The 14,467-nt window shown below is 41.2% G+C and carries 20 protein-coding genes and 2 tRNA genes; 8 read left to right on the top strand and 14 right to left on the bottom strand.

Going from position 1 to position 14,467, the window contains the following annotated elements:
- Positions 1-171 precede the first annotated feature (171 nt).
- A tRNA-Gly gene (locus ACNO7B_RS02920) sits at positions 172-245 on the bottom strand.
- 15 nt (positions 246-260) lie between these two features.
- A tRNA-Arg gene (locus ACNO7B_RS02915) sits at positions 261-337 on the bottom strand.
- 369 nt (positions 338-706) lie between these two features.
- Between ACNO7B_RS02915 and gltP the strand changes: the two genes are divergently transcribed.
- Positions 707-1,957 (top strand): glutamate-aspartate/proton symporter GltP, encoded by a 1,251-nt coding sequence (gene gltP, locus ACNO7B_RS02910; protein WP_411230740.1) that lies wholly within the window; start codon positions 707-709, stop codon positions 1,955-1,957.
- A 38-nt stretch (positions 1,958-1,995) separates the two neighbouring features.
- Here gltP and ACNO7B_RS02905 read toward each other — a convergent pair whose 3' ends face one another.
- Both ACNO7B_RS02905 and ACNO7B_RS02900 read right to left on the bottom strand, forming a co-directional pair.
- Entirely contained in the window at positions 1,996-3,015 is a 1,020-nt protein-coding gene (locus tag ACNO7B_RS02905) for a S66 family peptidase (protein WP_411230739.1), read from the bottom strand.
- Between the two features lie 79 nt (positions 3,016-3,094).
- The gene (locus ACNO7B_RS02900) at positions 3,095-3,970 is read right to left on the bottom strand and encodes a DMT family transporter (protein WP_417901141.1); all 876 of its coding nucleotides are present in this window, start codon (positions 3,968-3,970) and stop codon (positions 3,095-3,097) included.
- Positions 3,971-4,265: 295 nt separating this feature from the next.
- Between ACNO7B_RS02900 and ACNO7B_RS02895 the strand changes: the two genes are divergently transcribed.
- Positions 4,266-4,991, top strand: a complete 726-nt coding sequence (locus ACNO7B_RS02895; RefSeq protein ID WP_046342784.1) for an AzlC family ABC transporter permease — start codon at positions 4,266-4,268, stop codon at positions 4,989-4,991.
- Positions 4,988-5,308: an AzlD domain-containing protein gene (locus ACNO7B_RS02890; protein WP_008346681.1), complete on the top strand. Its 321-nt coding sequence runs from the start codon at positions 4,988-4,990 to the stop codon at positions 5,306-5,308. The genes ACNO7B_RS02895 and ACNO7B_RS02890 overlap by 4 nt, the downstream gene beginning before the upstream one ends.
- A 35-nt stretch (positions 5,309-5,343) precedes the next feature.
- Here the strand turns inward: ACNO7B_RS02890 and ACNO7B_RS02885 are convergent, their stop codons facing one another.
- Together ACNO7B_RS02885 and ACNO7B_RS02880 are read right to left on the bottom strand one after the other, a co-directional pair.
- Positions 5,344-6,006, bottom strand: a complete 663-nt coding sequence (locus tag ACNO7B_RS02885) for an O-methyltransferase (RefSeq protein WP_025206822.1) — start codon at positions 6,004-6,006, stop codon at positions 5,344-5,346.
- Between the two features lie 149 nt (positions 6,007-6,155).
- Positions 6,156-6,341: a CsbD family protein gene (locus ACNO7B_RS02880; protein ID WP_056703430.1), complete on the bottom strand. Its 186-nt coding sequence runs from the start codon at positions 6,339-6,341 to the stop codon at positions 6,156-6,158.
- Between the two features lie 126 nt (positions 6,342-6,467).
- Between ACNO7B_RS02880 and ACNO7B_RS02875 the strand changes: the two genes are divergently transcribed.
- The gene (locus tag ACNO7B_RS02875) at positions 6,468-7,019 is read left to right on the top strand and encodes a GNAT family N-acetyltransferase (RefSeq protein ID WP_019743587.1); all 552 of its coding nucleotides are present in this window, start codon (positions 6,468-6,470) and stop codon (positions 7,017-7,019) included.
- 4 nt (positions 7,020-7,023) lie between these two features.
- On the opposite strand, the gene ACNO7B_RS02870 is transcribed toward ACNO7B_RS02875, so the two are convergent.
- Positions 7,024-7,611 carry a LysE family transporter gene (locus tag ACNO7B_RS02870; protein WP_007496397.1) on the bottom strand — a complete coding sequence of 196 codons (588 nt, stop codon included), beginning with the start codon at positions 7,609-7,611 and terminating at the stop codon, positions 7,024-7,026.
- Positions 7,612-7,723: 112 nt separating this feature from the next.
- Here ACNO7B_RS02870 and ACNO7B_RS02865 point away from each other — a divergent pair, with 112 nt between their 5' ends.
- Positions 7,724-8,278 carry a helix-turn-helix domain-containing protein gene (locus ACNO7B_RS02865; RefSeq protein ID WP_025206820.1) on the top strand — a complete coding sequence of 185 codons (555 nt, stop codon included), beginning with the start codon at positions 7,724-7,726 and terminating at the stop codon, positions 8,276-8,278.
- 43 nt (positions 8,279-8,321) lie between these two features.
- Here the strand turns inward: ACNO7B_RS02865 and ACNO7B_RS02860 are convergent, their stop codons facing one another.
- From ACNO7B_RS02860 to ACNO7B_RS02835, 6 genes are all read right to left on the bottom strand, one after another.
- Positions 8,322-8,615 (bottom strand): hypothetical protein, encoded by a 294-nt coding sequence (locus ACNO7B_RS02860; protein WP_008346693.1) that lies wholly within the window; start codon positions 8,613-8,615, stop codon positions 8,322-8,324.
- A gap of 350 nt (positions 8,616-8,965) precedes the next feature.
- Positions 8,966-10,018, bottom strand: coding sequence for an LLM class flavin-dependent oxidoreductase (locus tag ACNO7B_RS02855; protein ID WP_024719164.1), 1,053 nt, complete (start codon positions 10,016-10,018; stop codon positions 8,966-8,968).
- A gap of 17 nt (positions 10,019-10,035) precedes the next feature.
- On the bottom strand, positions 10,036-10,659 hold the full coding sequence (locus ACNO7B_RS02850; protein ID WP_017358432.1) for a nitroreductase family protein: 624 nt from the start codon (positions 10,657-10,659) through the stop codon (positions 10,036-10,038).
- Positions 10,643-11,116 carry a MarR family winged helix-turn-helix transcriptional regulator gene (locus ACNO7B_RS02845; RefSeq protein WP_017358433.1) on the bottom strand — a complete coding sequence of 158 codons (474 nt, stop codon included), beginning with the start codon at positions 11,114-11,116 and terminating at the stop codon, positions 10,643-10,645. The genes ACNO7B_RS02850 and ACNO7B_RS02845 overlap by 17 nt, the downstream gene beginning before the upstream one ends.
- A 109-nt stretch (positions 11,117-11,225) precedes the next feature.
- Positions 11,226-11,729 carry a dihydrofolate reductase family protein gene (locus tag ACNO7B_RS02840; RefSeq protein ID WP_417901847.1) on the bottom strand — a complete coding sequence of 168 codons (504 nt, stop codon included), beginning with the start codon at positions 11,727-11,729 and terminating at the stop codon, positions 11,226-11,228.
- A gap of 115 nt (positions 11,730-11,844) precedes the next feature.
- Complete coding sequence (locus ACNO7B_RS02835) at positions 11,845-12,396, bottom strand: TetR/AcrR family transcriptional regulator (RefSeq protein WP_035704289.1); 552 nt, start codon at positions 12,394-12,396, stop codon at positions 11,845-11,847.
- A gap of 149 nt (positions 12,397-12,545) precedes the next feature.
- Between ACNO7B_RS02835 and ACNO7B_RS02830 the strand changes: the two genes are divergently transcribed.
- The 3 genes from ACNO7B_RS02830 to ACNO7B_RS02820 all read left to right on the top strand — a co-directional run bounded on the left by ACNO7B_RS02830 (position 12,546) and on the right by ACNO7B_RS02820 (position 14,154).
- The gene (locus ACNO7B_RS02830) at positions 12,546-13,169 is read left to right on the top strand and encodes a GNAT family N-acetyltransferase (RefSeq protein ID WP_417901140.1); all 624 of its coding nucleotides are present in this window, start codon (positions 12,546-12,548) and stop codon (positions 13,167-13,169) included.
- 68 nt (positions 13,170-13,237) lie between these two features.
- On the top strand, positions 13,238-13,633 hold the full coding sequence (locus ACNO7B_RS02825) for a VOC family protein (protein ID WP_017358436.1): 396 nt from the start codon (positions 13,238-13,240) through the stop codon (positions 13,631-13,633).
- Positions 13,630-14,154, top strand: a complete 525-nt coding sequence (locus ACNO7B_RS02820; protein ID WP_342495256.1) for a GNAT family protein — start codon at positions 13,630-13,632, stop codon at positions 14,152-14,154. Before ACNO7B_RS02825 ends, ACNO7B_RS02820 begins: the two co-directional genes overlap by 4 nt.
- Positions 14,155-14,166: 12 nt before the next feature.
- Here ACNO7B_RS02820 and ACNO7B_RS02815 read toward each other — a convergent pair whose 3' ends face one another.
- Positions 14,167-14,436 carry a YesK-like family protein gene (locus ACNO7B_RS02815; protein WP_039956342.1) on the bottom strand — a complete coding sequence of 90 codons (270 nt, stop codon included), beginning with the start codon at positions 14,434-14,436 and terminating at the stop codon, positions 14,167-14,169.
- Between the last annotated feature and the right edge of the window lie 31 nt (positions 14,437-14,467).

Genomic DNA, 14,467 nt, shown 5'->3' with positions numbered 1-14,467 from the left:
AGCATATCACACATGCGTTGCTACACGATGTAGCGAACTTAGCATGTGATCATTTCCTGCCTCGTCAGCGTTTGACTGACTACCTATGATGTATCATAGGATTTTTTTATAAAAACTCGAATTAACAGGTACGTTTTGTCTTGTTTAGTTTTCAAAGATCATCTTTTAAAATGGAGCGGGTGATGAGAATCGAACTCACGACATCAGCTTGGAAGGCTGAGGTTTTACCACTAAACTACACCCGCGTGGTTAAATGTTATTGGCGCGCCCGAGAGGAGTCGAACCCCTAACCTTTTGATCCGTAGTCAAACGCTCTATCCAATTGAGCTACGGGCGCTTAATCAGGCGACTTAATTATCTTAACATATCGTTTTTATTAAGTCAACATCTTTTTGAAGTTTGTTTGTCGTATCTGTCTGAGCATCAGTGTTTCAGATGCGTCATCAGCGACGAATAAAAATATACCATGGATCATACAAAAGGGTCAATACATTTTTCTAAAAAAGTTTAATGTTTTTTAAGAAGTGTTCTTTTGTTAGATAAATAGAGTTTCAATCGCCCTATTTTTGTTTCTTCCTTCATAATTCTAATGATTCTTAAATAAAATCTTTCTAAATCCAAAGGAGGACAAAACATGGTCACCTAGAATTTTTATTTATTGGAAAATTCTTAATATTTTCCATGCATTTAAAGGAGGTAGGAGATGATGAAAAAGTTTGTCGCTTTTCAAATCATGATCGCTTTGGTGATAGGAGCTCTTATCGGCCACTTCTTCCCTGATTTCGGAATGGCACTGCGGCCCATTGGGGATGGCTTTATCCGATTGATTAAAATGATTGTAGTCCCTATTGTTTTCTCTACGATTGTCATCGGCGCAGCTGGCAGCGGTGGAATGAAGAAAATGGGCAGTCTAGGATTAAAGACAATCATTTGGTTTGAAGTCATTACGACCATCGTTCTTGGAATCGGGCTTTTATTGGCCAACGTGTTAAAGCCAGGCGTTGGACTCGATTTCTCTCAATTAGCTAAGAAAGATATTGGGGAACTCGATGGTTATACTCAAAAGGTCGTCGATTTTAAACAGATGGTTTTAGACATCATTCCAACCAATATCATCGATGTCATGGCTCAGAATGATTTACTAGCAGTAATTTTCTTCGCTATTTTATTCGGTGTAGCCGCAAGCGGTATTGGGAAAGCTTCCGCTCCTGTCCTTACCTTCTTTGAATCAGTAGCACAAATTATGTTTAAGCTCACACAAATGGTCATGGTGACAGCTCCTATTGGAGTTTTAGCATTAATGGCAGCTTCTGTCGGACAATACGGCATTGTTTTACTCATTCCTATGATGAAACTTGTTGGCACTGTTTTCTTAGGATTGTTTATTATTCTATTTGTTTTGTTCCCTCTTGTCGCACTGATCTTCCGTTTTAACTACTTAGAAGTGTTGAAAATGATTTGGGATTTGTTTTTAGTGGCCTTTTCTACTACAAGTACAGAAACTGTTCTTCCACAGCTCATGTCACGGATGGAGAAATACGGCTGTCCAAAAAGAATCGTTTCCTTCGTCATCCCGTCAGGTCTTTCTCTTAATTGCGATGGTTCAAGTTTATATTTATCGGTTTCCTGTGTGTTTCTTGCACAAGCGTTTGGCGTCGATATGAGTTTATCACAGCAGCTCCTCATGATGCTTGTCCTTGTTTTAACAAGTAAAGGCATTGCAGCTGTCCCGTCTGGCTCACTTGTCGTTCTTTTGGCAACAGCTCATGCAGTAGGTCTGCCAGCAGAAGGTGTCGCTATTATCGCCGGGGTTGACCGGATTATGGATATGGCTCGAACAGGCGTGAATGTTCCTGGACATGCGGTTGCCTGTATTGTCGTTTCTAAATGGGAAAAAGTATTCCGAGAGTCTGCATGGGAAGTTCCAAAAGCAGGTGAAGAAACAAAAGGAATGTAATGTTTTTTATGAAGGAAAGGGGTCGCCCTTTCCTTTTTTTATGGCAAAAATGTCTGCTTCAGCACGGCTTTACCTTCTTGTTGCAACTGCACCTCCGCGTATGCTCCGTTAATGAGGGTCATTTGCGGCGGTACGTGTCCACAATCAATATCGTAAACAATCGGTATTTGTAATTCCTTATGCAATTCTTCATATAGATCCGTATATTCATATCCTTCCACAGGAGTGTCCACTGCACTCCTGCCAAACATGATGCCAGAGCAATGATCAAACCAGCCTGCTAGTTTTAATTGAACAAGAGACCTCTTCATGCTCGCAGCATTTAATTCACAGTTTTCAAAATACCATAGAATGGGTTCACCTTTCAGGTATGTTTCTTGAAAAGCTTTGACATCTCCAAAAGGCGTGCCAGCTAAGTGCCGAATCACATCAATACAGCCACCCATCAGTCTTCCCTTCATCGCCGTCTCTAAGTGATCAACAGTACGCCATGCGGTTGGTTCGGTTAAATGAAAGACATGAATGCTTGGATGGTCATACTGCCATTCCTTTTGATACATATCAGAAGAAAATTGAGTAACGTCCTTTTTCTCTGGAGTGGAAAGTATTTGTTCCCACATAGCCGTCACCTGATCAAGCTCTTCCCCCTGAAGATCCACCAGGTTCGGTCCATGCGCTGTCGCAATGCCTGTGTTTAATGTCAAAGCTAATAGAAGGAGACTTGTATCTGAGTAACCAAGAATCCACTTTTTTTGCATCACTGAGAAATCAAGATGCTCTAACACTTCAATAAGTAGCTGTCCGCCCCATGGCGGGATGATGTGGTCAATCTCATGACAAGTCATCATCCGCTGTAACTCATTTGCTCGCTTGATTGCAGGGGCTGATTTCGCTTTTTCCTGCTGCCATACTGTCTCTCCACATATGACTTCATAGCCTCTTTTTTTCATCCGATCGCAAGACAGTTGAAACATCTCATGCAAAGAGGGCTGCACACCTGAGGAAGGTGCTGTCACCCCAATCGTTTGTCCTTTTTGCAAAAATGGATACTGGATCATCCTGCTCACCTCCACCTTCTATGAATCTCTCATCTATTCATTGTAAAGAAAATTCCCCTTCTTCAAGGGGAATCTCATCTTACTCTCTCTGACGCAGGACAGTATATATACCTGCGAAAATACACAAAATCCCAACAAACGAACGTAAGCCCATCTCTTCACCTAGAAGCATCCATCCAAGGACCGTGCCAACGATTGGTTGAAAGAAGAAAAACAGACCACCGCTTGAAGCGTCCATCAGTTGAAGCCCTCTATTCCACAAAAAGAAAGCAAGGGCCGTTGAGATGATACCTAGATACAGAATGCCGCCCCATATTTCCGGTCTTGCCATTTGATGCACATCAAGATGAGACAAACGAAACAAGACAGGTGGTGTTAATACGATAAAGGCCACAATGATCGCATATGTTGTCGTCACTACTTGAGGATACTTTCCTGGAACTCGTTTCAAAAGAACAGACATGAGCGCCCATGTTAATGCAGCAATAACCAGTGAAAGACCGCCAACAAACTCATCCGTTTGAACAGCGACAGGCCCAATCATCGTCAGCACACCTACTGTAGCAAGCAGAATGGAGACACACTTTCTCATTGTGAAAGATTCTTTTAATAGAAAGAAAGCGAAAAGCACCATAAAAGCAGGTGTGGCAGATGTGATGACGGCACCCATTTGTGCAGACGTATACATTGTGCCAATTTCTTGGGTCACGATCGAGAGAAAGTTGCCAATCAATCCAATCGCCACAATCAGCTGGATATCCTTTTTGTCTAACCGAAAAGAGTAACCCAAACGCCAAATCGTGAACACAAGAACGACTCCAGCTATTGCATATCTCATCCAGACGAGCTCAAGTGGCGGGACCACCGCAACTGTTACTTTGACCACTACATACATACCGCCCCAAATACTAGCAGCTAACGCTAAGTAAAGGGCTCCTATATATTTTTCATTCATTTTTTCCCCTCCGTTACGGATATATTCACTGCGATATCCACAAACGGAGATCACTCTCCGTTATGGACGGAGGTGATTTGGTACATCATGTTCAAATAAAGGCTTCCATTGCATATCAGTCACCCCAATTGTTTTTATTTTCTGATTACTTTATAACAAAATCTGGTTCACTTCAATCCTTTTTTATCGCCACGTTTCTTCATATAATAGAAGTTCAATAGGATTGACATGATGTATTCGTTTTCTTATAGTAAGTAAAACAATTGATGTTTACACAGAAAAGGAGTAGAGGTATTTGGATGTTGAAGCTAGGAAACACATTCCCACTGCCGGAAACGAATCGTTTCTTGAGGGAATAAAAGATTGTGTGCCAACCTTGCTTGGTTATATGAGCATTGGGTTTGCCTTTGGAATTGTTGGCATTAGTTCGCAGTTAAGTATATGGGAAATCGCGCTGTTATCTATCTTTATATATGCTGGCGCTTCACAGTTTATCATCTGTGCATTACTTGTGACAGGAAGCCCCCTTTCCGCTATTATTTTCACCACGTTCATTGTCAATTTACGGCATTTGTTACTCAGTCTTACGCTTGCCCCTCATTTTACACGCTACTCTGTAAAGCAGAACATCGGGTTTGGCCTTCTGCTTACTGATGAATCCTTTGGCGTAGCGATGAATAAATTAGCACAGCAAGGAAAATTGAATAACAGATGGATGCATGGACTGAATATTACAGCTTATTTATGCTGGATTGCTGCGTGTACACTTGGCGGAATATTCGGACACTGGATTTCAAATCCAGAGGCGCTTGGTCTTGATTTTGCCTTATCCGCGATGTTTGCTGCGCTGCTCATTCTTTCTTTACAGACGGTGCCCAAAAATAAGCTAACCCATCGCTTGTCACTTGTTTTATATATGTTTGTTGCGATGTTTGTGCTGCTTCATTTTGTTCCTTCACACGTGGCTGTTTTGTTGGCAACTGTGCTTGTTGCCACTATTGGGGTGGTGACAGATAAATGATTAGTAGTTTTATGTTATGGCTCATTCTTGGCTGTATGATTGTGACCATCATCCCAAGAGTCGTTCCATTTTTATTTGTGAGGAGTATCCAGATGCCAGAAGTGGTGCTCAAATGGTTATCGTTTATCCCCATTTGTATATTTACGGCTTTGATTGCAGAGCATCTTTTCATACATACTACAGCAGGCGTCACCATTCACTGGATGTACCTTGCTGTCTTGGTTCCAACTGTGTTAATCGCTGTTTGGACAAAAAGCTTGTCCCTCACCGTTCTAGTAGGCGTCATGCTGATGGGCACAGCTAGATGGTTTTTCTAATAGAAAAAGCTTAACCGGATGCGGTTAAGCTTTTTTCATTTTACGATACCGTATATAAAGCCGTCATAGCCTTTTTCGCCAACAGTTTGAATAGCGGTTGCCTCAATTCTCGACTCTTGTTTGAGTAAATCGAAGAATTCACGCGTTCCCTTCACTCGCTCATCTTGATCAGAGGCATGAAGAACTGCTCCATTTCTGACCACATTGTCTGCAATAATGACTGTTCCCTTTTTTGAGAAATGTAACGCCCACTTCAAATATTGCGGGTTGTTTGGTTTGTCTGCATCAATGAAAATCAAATCGAACGGGAGCGTATCCTGCTCTTTTAACTGAGATAAAGTATCTAACGCTTTTCCTTGTAAAATGGTGACACGTTCTGCTAAGCCTGCTCTGTCTATGTTTTGCTGTGCTGTTTCTGCATGATGACTGACAGCCTCTAATGTCAAAAGTTCTCCATCTTCTTCAAGTGCACGGGCAAGCCAAATGGTACTATAACCGCCAAGTGTACCGATTTCTAAAATGCGCTTTGCACCCTTGGTTTTTGCTAACAAATAAAGTAGTTTTCCTTGGGCCGGCGACACATCTATTTCTGGTAACCCGGCTTGCTTATTCTTGATAAGAGTTTGCTCCAACACGTCATCTTTGGCCATCAATTTGTCTTTGATATACTCGTCAACTTTCCCCCATACTTGCTCCAAGTCATCCATCTCCCTTGTTCATGTCTTCTATTTAAAGTCTACATGACGGAAGCGAGAATTTATAATCAATTCTTTTCACACACCTATTGATTTTATTGATGAAAGGAATGTGATGATGGATACATGGGGCGAGTGCAAGTATACGCAAACTACTGATTCAGCTTATTTTTCACGTCACCTTTTTTATCTTGAAGCTTTCCTTTTACTTGATCTTTCTTTCCTTCTGCTTTCAGGTTTTCATGATCTGTCGCTTTGCCAAGTTTTTCTTTCACTTGACCTTTGACTTGATTTGTTTTTCCTTTCGCTTTATCCATATGTCCATTTTGTTCACTCATTTGTTCCACCTCCACGTTTGATACTGTTTATTTAGCCTTTTTGCACATGACAAAACATCTGAGTGTGCTGTGTGCGCGTTTCAGGTATGATAGACATAATGGAATGAAAGGTTGGTGGTCTGTTCAATGATCATTTCTGAAAGTATGTTCACTGTACGTGGTGTGACCTATCGTATTCGCTCTGCTGCATCAGCAGATGCCAAACAGTTATCAGCTCTCAGACTGAAAATCGATGGTGAAACCGAATATTTAGATCGTGAACCGGGTGAAGCTTTTATTGATGAGAAAGGGTTCGAGGCGTTGATTCAAGAGGATTCCAAGGAATGCCGTCATCTCTTTTTAGTTGCAGATATTGAAGGAGACATTGTCGGTTTTTCAAGATGCGAAGGGCATTCTCTTAAGCGCTCTGCTCACAAAGTAATGTTTGGCGTCGCCGTACAGAAGGCCGCTTGGGGCTATCACATCGGGAAAGAACTTTTAGCTGCATCGATCGACTGGGCAGATCAGCAAGGCATTCAAAAGATGTCACTTCAAGTAATGGAAACCAATCAAAAAGCCATTCGTTTATATGAACACTATGGCTTCGAGATTGAAGGTTTGTTAAAAAAAGATAAACGGCTGGCGGACGGCATGTATTATGATACGGTTGTGATGGGCAGGCAGCGGCCAGTCTCCTGACCGCTTACATGACATAACTCCAGATCATCGAAATCGCACTATACATAAGCAGCAGCCCCATGACGAACTGGAACGGCCGCTGATAAAGAGTCAAAAAACGCTTGAATACAGAGCCAAATAAACTCCAGCTAAATGTGCCTAAAAAACCAATGATGGCGAGAATCAACGTCAACAACATGTATTGCATATTGGACTGTCCATACGGCAGAACAAAAGTGGAAATGACGGTTAACCCATACAAGATGGCTTTCGGATTAATAAATTGCAGCAGCATCCCCGGAATAAAATGATTATAGCGGTCTAGTGTTTCGTCATCTCCGCCTTTACTTCTCATGATTTTGACAGCCAAATAGATCATGTAACCGGCTCCGATGAAGGCCATGACCCAACCGATTTTCGGCATGACTTGATAAAGAATCATATTGAAGAAACCGCTCAAACATAAAATGACCAAAAATCCGATCCCAACCCCTAAACAAAATCGAAATGTTTGCTTGACCCCATATTTATTCGTAAAGACCATCGCCATGATATTATTCGGCCCAGGGGTGAAGCTGGTAACAAAAGCATAAATCAACATGGAAACAATCAAATCGTTCCCTCCTTTTCATACGTTATTTAGACCCAAAAGTCTTTATTGCGTATATTACGTTTTATTGTACTCTTCGGTCGTTATAAAGTAAATAAAAGAAAGGAGTTTTTTGATGGAGGACGTACAATCAATTATTGCTAGAAATGTCAAACTGCTAAGAGAGCAAAAGAAATTAAGCCTAGAAAAGATGGCTGAGGTAACAAGTGTGAGTAAAACGATGATTGGGCAAATCGAAAGAGGAGAATCCACACCGACCATCACCACTCTGTGGAAAATTGCCAATGGGTTGAAGGTGTCTTTTAGTGAACTCATATACGCACCGCAGCCTGAGATTAAGTTTGTGCGAAAAGAAGAAGGACAAGTTTTAACAGAGGACGAGGGAAGGTATCGGGTATATACGACGTTCCCATTTGATGACCTGAGAAAATTTGAAGTCTATCAGGTAGAAATTGATCCTCATGGGTCGTTAAGTGCTGAAGAACATATCGGCGGTACAGAGGAATTGATTACAGTATTTGAGGGAGCACTTGATTTATCGATCGGTGATGAGCAATACACATTACAAGCTGGCGACTCGATTCGGTTTAAAGCTGACCGTGCCCATGAGTATAAACAATCAGGAGAACAGATGGTACGGATGCAAATGATTCTTTATTATCCCCATTAAAAAAAGCTGACAGGCTTGTCCACCTGTCAGCTTTACATTTTATTTAATTAAATCCTGGATCACGTACAACCGTTCCAGTAAAGGTAACTCTATATTTTCCTAAACCTAACTCTTCAATTGACGATTGATAGAGAATACCGACCCATCCATCCTTTGCATATGTAATACTTGATGGGATGTTTGACGTCGTATATGTTCTCGTTTCCGAGACGGTTCGACTTGCTTGTACCGTTACTTCACTGTTTACTTTCCCCTTCGCTTCTACCGGGACAGCGGTGACACCCGCACCCGTTAAAACAATTGCTCCAACCAAAACAGAAGTTATGACCTTTTTCATACAAGAATCCCTCCCTTTTTTTGTTGAACATATTAACCATACCATAATTTAGAACTTTCGTAAGTTATTTTTTCATTTTTTTGAAAATTATGATATGATTGTCTTATGCTGGATAGAGGGTGTTACATACTTCTATGCTTTTATCCTCATCTCGTTTCTAGTGAAACAATTGATAACGGAGGTGATTTCATGAAAAAATGGCTTATCTGTTTTCAACTTGTTTTCCTCTTCACCTTGACGGCCACACCATTTGCTTCTGCTGCTTCATGCCCTACAGTGAAACCATGTGTTATTGATCCTTAAGCATAAGAAAAAGTCGATCAAGACTATTCACTTGATCGACTTTTTTGTTATGCTTGTTCGGCTTCCCAGCGGGCAACCTCTTCTCTTACTTTAGGAGCCACTTCTTTTCCAAATAACTCAATAGCTTTCAGCACTTGATCATGCGGCATCGAGCCGACCGGTACGTGCAGCATGAAACGCGTAATGCCTACATTTTTTCGCAGATGAATCACTTTCTCTGCTACCGCATCTGGATCTCCTACATACAATGCACCTTCTAATGTTCTTGCTGCATCGAATGTAGAACGGGTATAAGGTCCCCAGCCTCGTTCTCTTGCTAATGTATTCATGACATGCTGTGTAGAAGGGAAGAATTGATCTGCTGCTAATTCTGTTTCCTCAGCAACAAATCCATGTGAATGGGATGCCACCGTTAATTTCTCAGGATCATGTCCAGCGTGAATCGCAGCTTGCTTGTAGAGCTGCACTAGCGGTGCGAACTGTCTAGGGCTGCCGCCAATAATGGCAAGGACAAGTGGTAATCCTAATAATCCAGCACGTACGACAGATTCTCTGTTTCCTCCACTTCCAATCCAGATGGGAAGCGGATCTTGAACAGGTCTTGGATATACGCCGACATCCTGAATGGAAGGACGGTGCTTACCGCTCCACGTCACACGCTCTGACTGCTGTAATTTCAACAGTAAATCTAGTTTTTCTTCAAATAATTCTTCATAATCATCTAAGTCATAGCCAAAAAGCGGGAACGATTCAATAAATGATCCACGGCCAGCCATGATCTCTGCACGCCCGTTAGAAAGGCCATCTAATGTCGCAAAATCTTGAAACACACGAACAGGATCTGCCGATGAAAGAACAGTTACGGCACTTGTCAGACGAATATTCTTTGTTTGCGTTGCCGCAGCTGCTAATACAACTGCTGGATTTGATGCGGCAAAATCTTCACGATGATGCTCTCCTACACCAAAAACGTCCAGACCTACTTGATCTGCTAAAATAATTTCTTCTACTACTTCACGAATACGCTGTGCGTGGCTGACTGTTTTTCCTGTTTGAAAATCAGGTGTTGTTTCTACAAATGTACTAATTCCTAGTTCCATGAATGGAACCCCCTATCTTATAAATATGTCACAAATTCAGAGACCGGCTTGCGGTAGCCTCTCGCTTGTCTGCTTTCTACTTTTTCTTTTCCGAGTGTAATCATTAATACAGGAACCAAATCTGATTCGATGTTTAACACCTTTTTCATTGCTTCGGGGTCAAAGCCGATCATCGGGCAAGTATCCCATCCCTTGTTTTTGGCGGCAAGCATAAATAGCATGGCAGATAATGAAGCATTGCGAATCGCCTCTTCTTTCTGAAAGTCTGATCCTCTCTGCTCATAAAAACTCATCGTCTCTCTGACCATTTCCTCATATTGTTGCGCATTTAAGATGCCGAGCATTTTGAGGCCTTCATAAATGTTTCCTGCTTGCTCATAAGCTTTCGGATCGCCGAGCACAATGATCGCTGCTGAAGCGGAATGCACCTTATATTGTCCAAATGCAGCATCTCTTACTTGCTCTTTAAGCGCTTCTGATTGGACGACGACATATTGCGTATGCTGTAAATTAAAGGCTGAAGGTGCCAGCTTCACTTCTTCAAAGATACTATTAAGCTCTTCTCTCGAAATCGAGATATTTGGCAAAAAATTTGATGCTGATCGTCTTTCACGTACCAATGTATCAAAGCTGTGTGTCATCTTGTTTCCCCTTTTCGTGAAGTTGTTTTGCACCTAAACCGATTTTTTTCAACCATTCAATGAGCTGCTCTTTTTCCTCTGTTTCGATAAAGGAGAGATTTTGTGAAATGACATCTGTATGTTTTGGAAAAATATCGTCAAATAACTGCTTCCCTTTATCTGTCAGTAATACATGGAATACACGTTTATCAGAAGGTGCACATTGTCTTTTGACTAATTCTTGTTTTTCTAATTTGTTGACCACATAGGTGATGCTCCCACTTGGAATGGATAAAATCTCACTAATTTTTTGAACGGGATGCGGTCCCTTACTATACAGTAATTCAAGAATTTGAAAGTTTTCAAATCCGATATCATAACGTTCAATGTCTTTTTGGATATTTGCAAAAAGGGCATGATAGGCTTTCATCCACACTCGGAAAAGCCTTAAGTCTAATTCCTGTTCTTGCTGCACCATGGCAACTACTCCTTTTTCAATAAATCCTAAAACTAGGATAAATTTATCCTAACACTAGGATATTTTCTTGTCAATGTGTTTGTTTGATTAAAAAAAAGACCCCTGTGATTCAGTGATCTTCTTTTAACACAAAGTGCATTTCAGCAATTTGCTTGTATTGATTCACTTGTTGTAATGAAAATCTAGATTCCTGATCAGTTGGAGGGAAAAGAGGGATTCCTTTTCCAATCATGACAGGTGCAATTTGGAGATACAGCTCATCGACTAATTTTTCTTTTAATAATGCTTGAAGCAGTTCCCCGCCTCCTACTATCCATATATGCTGGCCTTTTTCATTTTTTAAATTTTTGATAAACGAGAGAACATCTTCACGAACGATGTGGGTTCCTGTATGACTGTCTTGTAAAGTGCGAGAAACGATATAACATGTCTTGTCTTCATAAGGAAACCCATCAGGTGAAAGTTTGAGAACCTGCTCATATGTGTTCCGTCCCATGATCAGCGTATCGACTGATGCATAAAATTCCTCATATCTCGTATCCTCTTCGCCCTCTGTGCCTATGAGCCAATCTAAACGGTGATCATCCCTTGCTAAATATCCATCAATGCTCATTGCCCCATAAAATAGTAATTTCCTTTTCAATCTCACCACTCCCCGCCTCAAATAAGAACGTACATTCCCATTTTAACAGAAAGAATAGAAAAATGATATATGATCAATTCGTTTCTTACGATTCCTGTTCTACCTTCATAAGAAGCTTGTACAAGATGTGCGCAAGCTGCCCCGCTTCGACTGTCATCCCTTCATGAATCCATTCCTCCAGTACACCAACAACACCAGACACAACAAATGAAGCCTCAATCTGTTCACGTTCCGTAATCTGACGCTGATCAAGTTGCCACTCTTTCATGATTTTTTCTTTAAAAAACGCTTTAAATTGATTCGTCGTTGGGCTATTCGGTTTGACAAATAACGTCATCATGAATTGTTTTTCTTTTAAATACTCAGTTGTTTTGTTTAAAAAGGACAGCATATCAAGCGGGTCCTGGCTTGGAAACGATTCATCGTATAGTCCGCCAAGCTGATTAAATAGTTCCTTCTCAAGCTGTTCATGCAAATCAAATACATCTTGGTAGTGCAAATAAAAGGTCCCTCTTCCTAAATCCGCTCTTCTAGATAGCTCTGATACTGTGATTTGCTGAACATCTTTTTCCTTCAAAAGCTCAAGAAAGCTTTCCCGTATCGCCTTTTTGGTTTTGATTGTTCGTCTGTCCTTCATCAAACACCCTCCATTTTTGAACAATCTGGCTATACCTGTCTATTTATGAACAAGAGATCATTCATTGCCGATGTTCGGTTTATTTTCCTCTTATTATAATGGACACATGTTCAATAATCTATATCTGTTCAAAAAAGGAGGACCATCATATGCTTCAATTCAGACTTGCTAGAGAGGATGAACTGCCTCAAGTGGCAGCGTTGTTAGATGATTCATTTCAGAACTATTCATTTTTTGATTTATTATGCGAAAGGGTGACCAAGCGTTCTGCTTTCGCCCGTCAGCTGCATTTGATCAATACAAAGGTATATTTTCAGCATCAAATCTGTTTGGTCGGGGTTGAGAACGAGAAAATTGTGTCTGCCGCCCTGTTAAAACATCCCCGTCTTCCTGAACCAGGACTCATGGATTATGTGTTATCTGGTGGGTTAAAGCTACTCTTTACTGGCGGCATATCGGCGATTCAGCATGTGTTCCGTATGTTAAAGGAGGCAAAAAAAGCGTGTTCCTCCTTAAAGAAACCTTACTGGTATTTAGAAGCTCTTGTCGTTGCAAAAGACCAACAAGGAAAAAAACTTGGAAGCCGTATGTTAAAGCAATGTCTTTTCCCCTTTATCGCCCGGCAAGGTGGCGGACTGTTCACACTGATTACACACAACGAGGCCAATCGTCATTTCTATCGAAAAAATGGGTGGACGGAGTTTGATGAGAGAGTACTGCACGGAGAAAACATGTCCCTAGAAAGCTGGAGTTATAAAACCGTGATCAAATAAGGTATCTTCTTCAAGGGATGATATAATAGAAACAGTTCAAACAATGATCATACTTGGAGGAGAGACTGATGATACGACGACTTGATCATATCGTGTTGACTGTTCAACATATGGAGGAAACCATTCGCTTTTATACAAACGTATTAGGAATGAAGGAAGAAACTTTTGGAGAAGGCCGTAAAGCCCTTCGTTTTGGCTTACAAAAGATCAACCTTCATGAAGCGGGTCATGAATTTGAACCAAAAGCTGCTCATCCCAAGCCTGGATCTGCTGACTTGTGTTTTATCACCGATTTAGATATAGACAGTTTATTGCTTCATCTTCGAAAGCAGGTTGTTCCAATTGAAGAAGGTCCGGTCAGACGTTCTGGTGCATTAGGTCCGATTGAATCCATTTATATCCGTGATCCTGATATGAACTTAATTGAAATCTCCCGATATATAGAGGAGGCTGATCCATCATGACTCGATTATTCTTGAGACCGATTGAAGAAAAAGATTATCCTGGTATTCATAGAGGATGCCAGCATGCAGAAACACTTTATATGACTGGCACACGCAAAACGTTCACACTAGAAGAAATTCGTTCAGCCTATACCCGTTTTCTGCAGGATGACAGTAGACGAGACTTTGCTATTTGTCTGCTAGACACGAAAGAAATGATTGGGGATGCGGCGATTGTGGATATTGATCCGATAAACCATACGGCAAGTTTCCGCATTGCGCTACATGGTCCAGAGCATTTTCACAAAGGATATGGCACTGAGGCTGTTCGGATGGTTCAAACATTTGCCTTTGAGACGTTAGAACTCAATCGGCTTGAGCTTGAAGTTTTTTCCCATAACCCACGAGCCTTTCGAAGCTATGAGAAAGCCGGATTTCAATATGAAGGAAAAAGACGTCAAGCGCTCTATTTCAACGGTGCTTATTCGGATGTCATCATGATGGGCATCCTTCGTGAGGAATACGATAGAATCAAATTATAAAGATGTCCCAGCCTACGAAGGGTCATCTTTTTTAAACAGATGAACCCCTGTAACGATGATCAAACAAATGATAGAAGAGAGAACGATAGAGACGCTTGATATGCTGAGCGCCATCCCTTCCCATCTGCCAATGAAGAAACTGCCGATCAATAAGAGTAATCCAAACATAGTGATACATATCGGGACAATTAGCCTGGCATGGCGATGCCTACGTCTTTTTCCCGCCCACCATGAGAGACAGAGCACAATGACAGTAAAAATAGCGGTTTGCAGCCAGAACATATCGCATCCACTCCTTTTCTTTTTTATCTTA

It is taken from the genome of Bacillus sp. AK25, from assembly GCF_048270685.1.
Taxonomy (GTDB): Bacteria; Bacillota; Bacilli; order Bacillales; family Bacillaceae; genus Bacillus; species Bacillus altitudinis.
This window is presented reverse-complemented; position numbering and strand designations above follow the sequence as displayed.

What these genes read in the sequence shown, in the direction of transcription:
- gltP (WP_411230740.1), top strand. Translation starts at nt 707, where the DNA reads ATGAAAAAGTTTGTCGCTTTTCAAATCATGATCGCTTTGGTGATAGGA.
- ACNO7B_RS02905 (WP_411230739.1), bottom strand. Translation starts at nt 3,015, where the DNA reads ATGATCCAGTATCCATTTTTGCAAAAAGGACAAACGATTGGGGTGACA.
- ACNO7B_RS02900 (WP_417901141.1), bottom strand. Translation starts at nt 3,970, where the DNA reads ATGAATGAAAAATATATAGGAGCCCTTTACTTAGCGTTAGCTGCTAGT.
- ACNO7B_RS02890 (WP_008346681.1), top strand. Translation starts at nt 4,988, where the DNA reads ATGATTAGTAGTTTTATGTTATGGCTCATTCTTGGCTGTATGATTGTG.
- ACNO7B_RS02880 (WP_056703430.1), bottom strand. Translation starts at nt 6,341, where the DNA reads ATGAGTGAACAAAATGGACATATGGATAAAGCGAAAGGAAAAACAAAT.
- ACNO7B_RS02875 (WP_019743587.1), top strand. Translation starts at nt 6,468, where the DNA reads ATGATCATTTCTGAAAGTATGTTCACTGTACGTGGTGTGACCTATCGT.
- ACNO7B_RS02865 (WP_025206820.1), top strand. Translation starts at nt 7,724, where the DNA reads ATGGAGGACGTACAATCAATTATTGCTAGAAATGTCAAACTGCTAAGA.
- ACNO7B_RS02860 (WP_008346693.1), bottom strand. Translation starts at nt 8,615, where the DNA reads ATGAAAAAGGTCATAACTTCTGTTTTGGTTGGAGCAATTGTTTTAACG.
- ACNO7B_RS02855 (WP_024719164.1), bottom strand. Translation starts at nt 10,018, where the DNA reads ATGGAACTAGGAATTAGTACATTTGTAGAAACAACACCTGATTTTCAA.
- ACNO7B_RS02850 (WP_017358432.1), bottom strand. Translation starts at nt 10,659, where the DNA reads ATGACACACAGCTTTGATACATTGGTACGTGAAAGACGATCAGCATCA.
- ACNO7B_RS02845 (WP_017358433.1), bottom strand. Translation starts at nt 11,116, where the DNA reads ATGGTGCAGCAAGAACAGGAATTAGACTTAAGGCTTTTCCGAGTGTGG.
- ACNO7B_RS02840 (WP_417901847.1), bottom strand. Translation starts at nt 11,729, where the DNA reads ATGAGCATTGATGGATATTTAGCAAGGGATGATCACCGTTTAGATTGG.
- ACNO7B_RS02835 (WP_035704289.1), bottom strand. Translation starts at nt 12,396, where the DNA reads ATGAAGGACAGACGAACAATCAAAACCAAAAAGGCGATACGGGAAAGC.
- ACNO7B_RS02830 (WP_417901140.1), top strand. Translation starts at nt 12,546, where the DNA reads ATGCTTCAATTCAGACTTGCTAGAGAGGATGAACTGCCTCAAGTGGCA.
- ACNO7B_RS02825 (WP_017358436.1), top strand. Translation starts at nt 13,238, where the DNA reads ATGATACGACGACTTGATCATATCGTGTTGACTGTTCAACATATGGAG.
- ACNO7B_RS02820 (WP_342495256.1), top strand. Translation starts at nt 13,630, where the DNA reads ATGACTCGATTATTCTTGAGACCGATTGAAGAAAAAGATTATCCTGGT.
- ACNO7B_RS02815 (WP_039956342.1), bottom strand. Translation starts at nt 14,436, where the DNA reads ATGTTCTGGCTGCAAACCGCTATTTTTACTGTCATTGTGCTCTGTCTC.